We start from the raw sequence: 10,051 nt of genomic DNA on the forward strand, positions 1-10,051 counted from the left end.
GCGTCCAACGCGAGATCGTTGGGCCGCAGGAGCAATTCGAGCGCAGCGGTGCGCAGAGTCTCCGCGATACGCGGCCTTTCACCACCCGATTGTCCGAGGGGCTGCGGAGTTCTGCATCCGGTATTGTCCTGGCGGTTGCGGGCGGTGCGACCTGGTATGAGCCGGCGCTGGTCAATCTGACGGTGCCAGCCTCGGCCCTCTATGCGCTGTGGGTGTTGACACGCTCGCCCCGGCTGCCGCTGCGCCTACCCTGGTCATCCAAGCGAAAGGATTACGGCAATCCCATTCCGGGCACGCGCAAGCCCCGAATGGCGAATGGCAGTTTCTTCCTGGGCTGGAGCATCACGGGCCAGGAGTTGTGGATCACGCCCGACGATCAACGTCAGCACATGACCATTCCGGGGACGACCGGCGCGGGCAAGACGACAGCAATCCTCAGCATGTTGACCAATGCGCTGGCTCAAGGCAGCGGCTTCGTCTTCGTCGATGGAAAGGCGGACCGCACGCTGTTTGGGAAGGTACTGGCACTCGCGCGGCGCTTTGGTGTCGAGGACAATGTCCGGGTCCTGAACTTCATGGTGGCATCCGGGATCAAGGACAGCCACACCTTCAATCCCTTCGCCATCGGGAATGCCGACGCACTCCGCGAGCTTCTCGCCAGTCAGCTCGGCGAGCAGGCGTCGAATGACGCGAATGGCGTTTTCCGTGAGCGCGCCGTGGCTCTTATGGGCACGATCACCCCGGTGCTCGTCTGGCTGCGCGATGTGCGCGGGATTCCCCTCAACATCGAAGTGATCCGGTTCTCGATCGAGCTTCGCTGGATCTGGAAGCTCGCCATCGAAAAAGTGGCACTGCTGCGCGACCGGGAGACCGGCAATATCCGCGAACTCGATGTCAGTGCCGACATTCCGGAAGAGATCGTCTGGCCGCTGAAGTCTTATCTCGGCGAGCTGCCGGGCTATGACGCGGCGCTGCCCTTGGACAAGCAGAAGGGTGATGAGCCGTCAAAGCAGCACGGCTACGCGCAATTCTACTTCACCGGCATCTTCGCGAAGCTTGCCGTCAGCCTCGGCCACATCTTCGGCGTGGAGTCTGGCGATATCGACATGCGCGATATCGTCCTCAATCGCCGCATCCTTGTCGTCAACCTGCCCGCGCTGGAGAACTCGGAAGCGACCCTCGCCGCCCTCGGCAAGCTGGTCGTGGCCTCATTGCGCGGGATGATGGCGCAGTTACTCGGGCTGTCGCTGGAGGGTGAATACACCGACGACGACAAGCCCGGCATGGGGCCGTCGCCCTTCCCGGTGGTGCTGGACGAGCTGGCCTATTACGCGACGACAGGCCTCGATGCCATGCTCAGCCAGGGGCGCGGGCTCAATGTCTCCTTCATGCTGGGGTTCCAGGAGGTCTCGGGCATCTGGGCGCGGCTAGGAGAGCGCACGGCCTCGATCCTCGGCAACGCCAACCTCACGATCGCCATGCGCCAGCAGGATTCCGGCCGCACGCGCGAGTGGATCGAGAAGACCGCCGGCCAAACCAATGTGACGCAGGTGTCGTCATATCAGGGCGGCCAGGATGGCTCTTACCGCGAAGCACGTAGCGCCGAGGTGCGCTCGGTCTCGCGTGTTGATTGGCAGGACCTGACATCGCTCATCGAGGGTGAGGCGATCGTGCTGTTGGGTGGCCGGCGCGTTTATGCGCGCGTGTTCCACGCCAAGTTTGATGAGACGGGGCCGAAGCGGCTTGGCCGCACCTTGATGATGCGCGAGCCCGATCCGAGTGAAACGCGGCTCCGGCTGAAGAAGGCCGATGACTTGGCGAAGCTGATTGCAAGCGGCGGTCTGACGATGGACGGCGGCATGACGGAGCCGTCTCCGGTGATCGCCGCGATCGTCGCCGGCATGCGGCGGGCGGCCCAGGCTGGCGGTTCGATTATGGACTGCGCCGATGCGGCCCTGTCGGAAGTATCTCAGCTATCACCCGGCAGTTTGCCGCGTGCCGCCGAGCCCGCCGATGGTGCGCCCGCAACGGTAGTAACGCCGATGCTACAGGTGGCGAGTTCTCAACCAATCCCTGGCACATTCGAAGGGGGACGCCCGTCCGATCCGGTCAATGCCACCCTGATCCGTCGTCTGGCGACCGTCGAGGAACTGGGCGGAGCAACGGCGGCGGCGGCACGAAACACCGCGATGCGGGTGCTAGCCGAACGGGACGAGGGGGCCGCAAAGGTCGTCCGGATCGAACCACCTCTGATGACCGAGCCAGAGTTCATCGCCCGGCTTCAGGCCATCGTCGAGCGGCTGCGCTCCCTTCGGGGTGACGAGATGAGAGGGGAAGCTGCGTGACGAAAGGGGGATCAGCGTGACGAAGCGCAAACCCGAAGCGGCAAGACCGCCGGCGCGGCGTGCCCAGGAAAATGAAGTCTATCGCGGACGGCAGGCAGCGGCCGGGATCGTCCGGATCACGGTCATGGTTCCAGCCGAGCGCATTCCCTACCTCAAGGCGCTCACGCTGGAATGGCGCCGTGAATCGAAGATGATGCTGGAACAGGACCAGCCGACAGCCGACCAGATTCTGCAAATCCATGCCGTTTGCCGCACGCTGGAGCTACCTCTTCCGGAACATGCCTTCGCCTCTCGCGGGGATGCCCAGGAGTGGTTACTCGCGCAGGAACCGAGCCTTGGTCAGTTGATGCTGCACCGCCCAAAACGGCCGCACCGACCATGAGTTCGTGAAAGGAGATCGTTATGCGTGCAAGACTTTTGATGTTGGCCGGAGCTTTGATCTGTATCGGAGGCAGCGCCGCCTGCGCCCAGCCCGTCAATCTCCAGGGGTCGGTCCAGGCGACGCCGTTGCCACCGCCACGCGTTGGAACGTCATTGCCAATGATGCCGGCGATCACCGCTTCAAATTATGCGACCGCGGTGCCCCCTCTGGAGGCGGCCGAGACGGCTGTTGCCGGCCGCCGCTATCGGCAGGCGGCAGAAGACCTCGAAGCGGCGGAGACCCGGCTGTTGAACGCAGGTGCCCAGCCCATCCGCAGCACCGTCACACCGGGCGGGCAGGCCCTTGCCCAGGTCCGGCTGGCGCGTGACGCCGTAAGGCGGCGCGACCGCCAGACCGGGCTGACGGCGATCAGCATGGCGATCGGGGCGGCGCAGGAATCCATCCAGCAGCCGGCGCCACCCGTAGTGGCCGAGGCACATCCCGCCCCTTTATCGGTCGTCGTAGCGACTGCCGTGCCTCCGGCACCCCTCCCCGTGCCCATGGTCACCAAGGCGCTGCTGCCCGGTCACTGGCAGGAGGGAAGCTGGGAATATCACTGGGAGCCACCTGAGACCGCGCTGCGGCCGGTTGAGACGCGCTCTGTCGAACAAGGGCAGTTCGTGTTCAAGAGCGGTATCGGCTGGGTTTGGGTGCCGAGCCACTATGTCAACTGACCGCACCGGCAGCGAACCCGGCAAGACAGGGGCAGAGGCACCGCCTTCAGGGCATTTTACCGAAGACATCGCCGTGTTGCGGGAAGAATCGCGCGAACAGCTCGAACTCCTCCGCACCCTCGTTCGCTTGCTGCTGCCGAAGGCTGATGATGACGGGCCTAAACTAGAAGATCTGCTTGCCGCGCTCATCGCGCAGCAGCGCGATATTCTCCTCGCGATCCGTCAGGTGCAATCCGATATCGAGGCCGTGCTGGAGCGCCTGGATGACGATCCCTCCCATGATGGCGGATCGTCGCACGTCAATGGCAATGGCTCTGCAAACGGGGCCGCACCGGCATGATGAACTTCCGAAAGATCAGCGCCGCGTCGAAGGGACTGCTGATCTTGCGGTATTTCACGGAGAACAAGCCCGAGGAAACGGCCGAGGCTGCGGCTGGTGTCGATCCCGCTGGACGCGATCTCGAAACGGGCGGGCGGATGACCGCCTATTACACCGGCCAGGACGGTCGGGCGATGTGGCGGCCGGACATGCCGAAACTCCTGGCGGAAGCCGTTGGCATCGACGCTAAGCGACCACCCCGGGATAAAGAGATGGCCCGGCTGTTTGAGGGGCGCCGCGCGGATGACGGCGCGGATTGGTCGGCGCAGAAGCGCAAGTTATCGGGCTTCGATATCGTCTTCAGCCCTGACAAATCGGTTTCGCTTGCCGCTGCCTTCGCGCCAACAGATGCGGAGCGGGCCATGATCCGCAATGCGACCGACCGCGCCGCAGACAGGGCCATGCGGTTTCTGGCCTCCGAAATCGGCTGGGCGCGCAAGGGACATGGCGGTGAAGATGGCGCAGATCCGGGTGCCGTCGGTTGGATCAGCTTTAGGCATCACACCGCACGGCCGACCATGCAGGTTCAGGATGGTCCCGGCGGCGAGACCTACCTTTTCGACGCGCCGGTCGCGGGCGACCCTCATGACCACATTCACAACTTTCTCATGAACGTTGTCGTGACCGCGGAGGGGCGCGTCGGTTCGCTCGACACCCGCGTCTTAACCGACGCCAAAGTCAAAACCATCGGGGCCTATTTCCAGGTCTACCTGGCCGAGGAGCTTAAGCGGCTCGGCATCGATATAGCGGTGGGTGCCGATCGCCAGGCGGTCGCCATCACGGCGATCCCCGAGTCCGCCAAGGAAGCCTTCAGCAAGCGCGACAATCAGATCCTCCGCAAGGCGAAGGCCTTTGCCAAGGAGCAGGGTCTCGATTGGGAAGAGATGTCGGCCGAGAAGAAGCTCGACATCATGGAGGAGGCCAGCGCCGAGGGCCGCCTGGGTAAGATGCAGGTCGATCAGGAGCGTATCTGGCGTGAACAGGCGGAGAAGCTCGGCTGGAAGCACGCCTCCGTCCTCGACAAGGTTGAGCATGCGGAGCTGAGCCAGGAGGACCGTTTTGAACGGGCTTACCGCTTCGCCGCCAAGGAACTTGCCGAGGAATTCCATACCGCCGCCGTCATCGATTACGACAAGCTCGGCATGTATGCGGCGCGCGGTCTTATCGGGCTGGGCGCCCAAGGGGGTCCGAGCGATATTGCGCGCATTGTCGAGCTGATCGAGGAGCGCGGCATCCAGTTGAAGGGCGAGCATGTCGCGCTGATTGTCGGTCACAGTCGGGACAAAGTGCGAGTGACGAATTCCGCGCAGGTCCGCATCGAAGAAAAATTGGGAGATCTCGCGACGCAGGCCGCGCGCGATAAGACCGCCGCCCTGTCGATCGAGAAGATCGGCGCGGCTATCGCTCGAAGTGGCTTGACCTTCACGCACGAGCAACGAGCCGCGATCTATGCCTTCGCCGAGGGCGGGGCACTGACGATGCTGACGGGCGTGGCCGGCGCCGGCAAAACGACACTGCTCGAGCCACTTGTCGATGCCTGGAAGGCCGATCGTCGGTTCAATGCCGGTGGCCGGGAAGTCATCGGAGCAGCGATGGCTTGGCGGCAAGCGGACGCCCTGCAGGACGCCGGCATCGACAAGACCTATGCCATCGCCAGCCTACTCGCCGAGATCGAAAGCGGCAGGTTCCAGCCGTCCCGCAACACGGTCCTGGTGCTGGACGAAGCCAGCCAGATCGGTCCCCGCTCGCTCCTGAAGCTGTTCGAGCTGCAAGCCAAGACAGGCATGACGATCAAGATGCTGGGCGACCGGGATCAGGCCCAAGCCATCGAAGCCGGTGACAGTATCGAGTTGCTGCGGCGTGTGTTGCCGCCAGAAGCGCTACCGGGCCTGATGACGACGATGCGGCAATCGACGCGCCGCGGGCGGGAGATTGCAGGGCTCTTTCGTGAAGGTAGCGCCCAGCTCGCCCTCGACATGAAGCGGGCCGATGGTCACGCGATGATGGTTGGTGGCGACCGTGACCAGGTGGTGGCTCGCATCGCGGATCTGTACATCGCGCGCCGCGATCACCTCCTGGCATCCCGGTCCAAGCGCGGGGTTACGATCAGCGCGCCCACCAATGACGACGTGGCCGAGATCAGTCAGGCAATCCGTGAGCGGCTGAAGAGACGCGGAGAGATTGGGGGGAACGAAAAGTCCTATCCGGCCATAGACCTCCGCAACCAGCAATATGATCTGTCGATCGCAACCGGCGACCGGGTGCGCCTGTTCCGGCGCATCTGGGGGCACGTCAACGGTCAGGGCCGTGATGTTGGGAACAATGGCGACGTACTCGAGGTGCTGGGCCAGGACGCGACACATCTCCGGGTTCGGAACAAGCGCGGCGAGATCGCCGATATCGAGTGGCGGCGGTTGCGGGATGAGAAGACCGGCCGTCTTCTGCTGGGTTTCGGGCACGCCCTGACGATCGACGCGGCGCAGGGCCTGACCTCGGACGAGCACATCAACGCCCTGCCCCGTGGCACCGCCGGCGTAACGGCCTTCACGACTTACGTCGCTGAAAGCCGGAGCCGAGGCACGACCTGGACCGTGATCTCGGAGGGCGCGCTGCTCGAAGCGGAGCGGCACCGCCAGGCCATGGGCGATATCACACCGATCACCAAGGAAAAGCTCTGGAAGCGGGCGGCCGAGGACATGTCCGAGAAGCCCTATAAGGCGCTCGGCATCGACCTCCTGGCTGAAGCGATGCACGACCGGGAGTCGGCAATCGACGCCTTTATGAAGACCCACCAAACCCTGGAAGCCGCCGTACAAGCGGACCCGGCGGCCGGGAAGAAAGCCTTTAGCCGCCTGCGCGCGGCCGCCGTCAATGACACCTTGGGCAGGCATCTCTCAGCGCTGGATTCGGCTATTGCCGCCATTTCGAACCTGTCCCGCGACACTGCTAAGGGCGCAGAGGCCGCCGCACATCTGGCGAGGCTCCGTGCCGAGGCGCGTGCTGCGGCAGAGCGGATGGAGCCAATTCTGCCGCAGGAACGGACCCGCTCGTCGCCGACCGCTTCGTTATAAACATCAAGGTCACTACCGGCACTGTTCAGGGCATCGTTTGATGCTATATCTCGTGCCCGAATGGAGGCCGATCATGCGCACAACCATAGCTCTCGATGACGATCTCGTCGCGAAAGCCCAAGCCTACACGGGCTTGACCGAAAAATCGTCGTTGATCAGAGAGGCGCTCAAGGCCCTGATCGAGCGGGAAAGCGCCTCTCGCTTAGCGCGGCTTGGTGGCACTGAGCCCGCGCTCGCCGCGGTTCCACGCCGGCAAACCGATCCTGCATGATCCTGGTTGATAGCTCAGTCTGGATCGACCACCTCAGTCTCAATGATCCTGCTCTTTCCGAACTCCTGGGAAGGCGACAGGTGTTGGCCCACCCTTTCGTGATCGGCGAACTGTCGCTTGGCAATCTCAGGCAACGGGAGGCTGTTTTGGGAGCGCTCCGGGGGTTGCCGCGATCATTGGCCGCTACTGATGAGGAGGTCCAAGCATTCGTAGACCGGCACATGCTCTTCGGGATCGGGATCGGCTATGTCGATGCGCACCTACTGGCGGGAACCTCCCTCAACGCGGGCGCGCTGCTTTGGACGCGCGACAAGAGATTGAGGATCGCGGCGTCCCGCCTGGGTCTGGACGCCAATATAGACCATTGAGCAGGTCTTGGCAGAGCCGTCCATTTCGCTATGAGGTTTTCGGGAACGCCTAGTGCTCTCTCAAGATGAGTCAGGAAATGAGGAAGTTGATGAGAGCTGCCGTTGCAATACTCCTGAGTTTGGCCCTGGCCAAACCCGCGTTTGCCGACATCACAGCAAAATATGCACCGCCAAATTCAGCGGCCACAGTCAGATTGGAGATTGCCTCGAATGGTGATGTTAGGGGGGATTTGTATGGCAAGACTGCCAAGCAGAGTTCGGCCTTCATCATCCGAAACGGGCAATATTATTTCCTCGACACTGGCCCATCCGGAATCGGCGTGATTCGTGCCGAAGATATGAACCGCCTTTTGCTTGAGAAAATCGATCCGGCGACCAGGGCGCAGGAGCAACAGGCGGATAATGTGCTGAGCTTTCCAGAAAAGGGCTTAGCGACCGTCAACGGACGAACCGGAGCCGCTTTTGACATGCAAGTGGGCTCTGGTGATCTTCTGTCACCGGAGTCATGGGCGGTCATGAGCAGCGATCCAACGCTTGCACCAATTGGTGCGGCGATGGTTCGCGTTTTCAAGCTGTCGATGACAAACGTCGCGATGGTGAATGGACAACAGACCTTCAGGAACATGCTCAGCGTTCTCAAACGTGGTTCGCCGCTCAGCGCCGTGCTGTTTTTTGGAAGCGCGCAGCTACAATCAGTCGATTTCAAAGCGATACCTGCGACTGAGTTTGCCCTGCCAGCTAAACCAGATACGTTCGAGGCAGCCCGCAATCGACTGTCCTCGGAAGGCAAACTTTAACGATTCACGAGGCAACTAGGCCTGAAGACTTTCTTCGCCCACTGCGATCTGGCAAAATTTGCGAGGCTCTGATCGGCTCAACCATGGCACAAAACCCAACGCTTGAAGCAGCCCTTAAAACCTCGTCTCGCCCGCTCCGCTTCGACATGGGCGCCTTCCATGCAGCACTCGATGCAGCGCGGCAATCCAGGGGATTGAGCTGGGCCGATTTAGCGGTGGAGATCAATCGACCCTTTGAAGGTACGGATTCCATCCCAATCCATCACGCGACCCTGCGCGAGATGAAGGCAAAACGGTCCGTGACCAGCGCTGTGGTGCTACAGGCGCTTGCCTGGTTGGGCCGGACGCCGGAGAGCTTTCTGACCGGCCCCGTAATATTCCCTGAGACGCCCCTGCCGGAGTCAGGTCCTGGCCAAGTGCTGCGCTTCGACACCCAGGCGCTGCACACCGCCTTGGAAGTGCAGCGCCATGCCCGAGGGCTTAGCTGGGCACAATTGTCGGCCGAGCTGCCCGGCTTCACCACATCCATGCTAACCAATCTTGCTACAGGGCCGCTGATCGGCTTCCCGCGCGTCATGTTGCTCCTTGTATGGCTCGGGCAGCCCGCGGCGCATTTCGTCCGAGCGCGGCCGCGCTGAGGAATGGGCCGTCATGCCATCAGCGGCTTGGTCGTCCTGGAGCCGGGGTTTCCCGCAGGATGACATTCGCTTCATCTAGCCGTCGCGTCACAGATCCGCCGCCTTCAGGACGGAAACCCAGTCCTGCCGGCCGCCTAGCAGGCGCAAGATGGCGATGTAGCCCGCCGCGATCGTGTAAATGATCAGGTGGCTCTCATGCACATGAATACGCACGGGGGGCGTAAACTCGCTGCGCTCCCGCGCCAGCGTCGGCATGGCCGCGATCATTTCAAAGACCCGCTCCAGTTCATCGATGTAGCGATCGGCCTGCTCGATCGACCAGGTTTCGGCGGAGAACCTCCAGATGTCATCGAGATCGTCGAGCGCACGCGGCGCGAGGCGATAGGGTCCGGCATCACCGGACGACATGACGCTCCCGCATTCGGAGCTTGAATGCGGCAGAATCGAAAGGGAGCGGGGCGCCGCTTTCCAAACCCTCTGTGACGGCCGCTTGCAGGGCGGCGATCGCGTCCTTCCGCTGTTGATCCTTGCGGATCAGGTCGCGAATGTAATCGCTCGCGTTGCCATAGAGTCCGCCTTCGGCCTGGCGCTCGACCCAAGCCTTCATGACCTCGGGCAGCGATACGTTCATCGTCGCCATCAGGATTCTCCTTCTCAAGGGACCCTATCATCGATTGGCACGAATTGTCAAACAAAATGACAAAGATTGCCATCAACGGCCCATCGAGCCGAGGGTTGTGATGACGCTTTTGAGAAAGCTGGAGATCACAAGGCGCAGGGCTTGCTCCTGGGAAAGTGGAAGCTCCGTTTTGTCTGTCGTATTCGTGTGCGAACCGCGTCCTACTCGGCCTCCGCAAGATATTTCAGCAAGCCGAGATATCTGTCCGCCAGCCCGGCGCCTTCCAGAACAGCCTTTTCGAGCTGGTGAGCGGAAAACCCCTCATCCCGGGCGAACGAACTGCGACCGAGGATCTGCACCTTGTTCCACCAGACCTCGATGCCCTTCAGGGCGTAGCAGAGACCCTGGACATCGAGTGAGGTGTTCTCGGCCAGCATTTCCGCGGGACCGGTGCGCCGGATGTGCGGC

At 62.5% G+C, this 10,051-nt stretch carries 12 protein-coding genes; 9 read left to right on the forward strand and 3 right to left on the reverse strand.

Translation table 11 applies throughout. The features are described from left to right. Positions 1 to 89 precede the first annotated feature (89 nt). The 9 genes from ACELLULO517_RS22655 to ACELLULO517_RS22695 all read left to right on the forward strand — a co-directional run bounded on the left by ACELLULO517_RS22655 (position 90) and on the right by ACELLULO517_RS22695 (position 8,964). Positions 90 to 2,345 (forward strand): type IV secretory system conjugative DNA transfer family protein, encoded by a 2,256-nt coding sequence (locus ACELLULO517_RS22655; RefSeq protein ID WP_227309714.1) that lies wholly within the window; start codon positions 90 to 92, stop codon positions 2,343 to 2,345. A gap of 16 nt (positions 2,346 to 2,361) precedes the next feature. Continuing rightward, complete coding sequence (locus ACELLULO517_RS22660; protein ID WP_227309715.1) at positions 2,362 to 2,727, forward strand: hypothetical protein; 366 nt, start codon at positions 2,362 to 2,364, stop codon at positions 2,725 to 2,727. Positions 2,728 to 2,747: 20 nt separating this feature from the next. After that, positions 2,748 to 3,440: a hypothetical protein gene (locus ACELLULO517_RS22665; protein ID WP_227309716.1), complete on the forward strand. Its 693-nt coding sequence runs from the start codon at positions 2,748 to 2,750 to the stop codon at positions 3,438 to 3,440. Then, the gene (locus ACELLULO517_RS22670; RefSeq protein WP_227309717.1) at positions 3,430 to 3,780 is read left to right on the forward strand and encodes a hypothetical protein; all 351 of its coding nucleotides are present in this window, start codon (positions 3,430 to 3,432) and stop codon (positions 3,778 to 3,780) included. The genes ACELLULO517_RS22665 and ACELLULO517_RS22670 overlap by 11 nt, the downstream gene beginning before the upstream one ends. Further along, positions 3,777 to 6,890, forward strand: coding sequence for a MobF family relaxase (gene mobF, locus ACELLULO517_RS22675; protein ID WP_227309718.1), 3,114 nt, complete (start codon positions 3,777 to 3,779; stop codon positions 6,888 to 6,890). The genes ACELLULO517_RS22670 and mobF overlap by 4 nt, the downstream gene beginning before the upstream one ends. Before the next feature lie 40 nt (positions 6,891 to 6,930). Next, positions 6,931 to 7,161 (forward strand): type II toxin-antitoxin system VapB family antitoxin, encoded by a 231-nt coding sequence (locus ACELLULO517_RS22680; protein ID WP_227309719.1) that lies wholly within the window; start codon positions 6,931 to 6,933, stop codon positions 7,159 to 7,161. After that, complete coding sequence (locus tag ACELLULO517_RS22685; RefSeq protein WP_227309720.1) at positions 7,158 to 7,529, forward strand: type II toxin-antitoxin system VapC family toxin; 372 nt, start codon at positions 7,158 to 7,160, stop codon at positions 7,527 to 7,529. Before ACELLULO517_RS22680 ends, ACELLULO517_RS22685 begins: the two co-directional genes overlap by 4 nt. An 89-nt stretch (positions 7,530 to 7,618) precedes the next feature. Next, entirely contained in the window at positions 7,619 to 8,326 is a 708-nt protein-coding gene (locus ACELLULO517_RS22690; RefSeq protein ID WP_227309721.1) for a hypothetical protein, read from the forward strand. Between the two features lie 83 nt (positions 8,327 to 8,409). After that, positions 8,410 to 8,964 carry a hypothetical protein gene (locus tag ACELLULO517_RS22695; RefSeq protein WP_227309722.1) on the forward strand — a complete coding sequence of 185 codons (555 nt, stop codon included), beginning with the start codon at positions 8,410 to 8,412 and terminating at the stop codon, positions 8,962 to 8,964. Between the two features lie 87 nt (positions 8,965 to 9,051). Here ACELLULO517_RS22695 and ACELLULO517_RS22700 read toward each other — a convergent pair whose 3' ends face one another. The 3 genes from ACELLULO517_RS22700 to ACELLULO517_RS22710 form a co-directional block, all read right to left on the reverse strand. Next, positions 9,052 to 9,372 (reverse strand): type II toxin-antitoxin system RelE/ParE family toxin, encoded by a 321-nt coding sequence (locus ACELLULO517_RS22700; RefSeq protein WP_227309723.1) that lies wholly within the window; start codon positions 9,370 to 9,372, stop codon positions 9,052 to 9,054. After that, positions 9,359 to 9,604, reverse strand: a complete 246-nt coding sequence (locus ACELLULO517_RS22705; RefSeq protein ID WP_227309724.1) for a type II toxin-antitoxin system ParD family antitoxin — start codon at positions 9,602 to 9,604, stop codon at positions 9,359 to 9,361. The genes ACELLULO517_RS22700 and ACELLULO517_RS22705 overlap by 14 nt, the downstream gene beginning before the upstream one ends. Positions 9,605 to 9,804: 200 nt before the next feature. Beyond that, positions 9,805 to 10,051, reverse strand: a 247-nt coding sequence (locus tag ACELLULO517_RS22710) for a hypothetical protein (protein ID WP_227309725.1), incomplete at its 5' end; no start/stop codon positions are given.

The sequence above is a fragment of the Acidisoma cellulosilyticum genome, from assembly GCF_020621385.1.
GTDB lineage: Bacteria > Pseudomonadota > Alphaproteobacteria > Acetobacterales > Acetobacteraceae > Acidisoma > Acidisoma cellulosilyticum.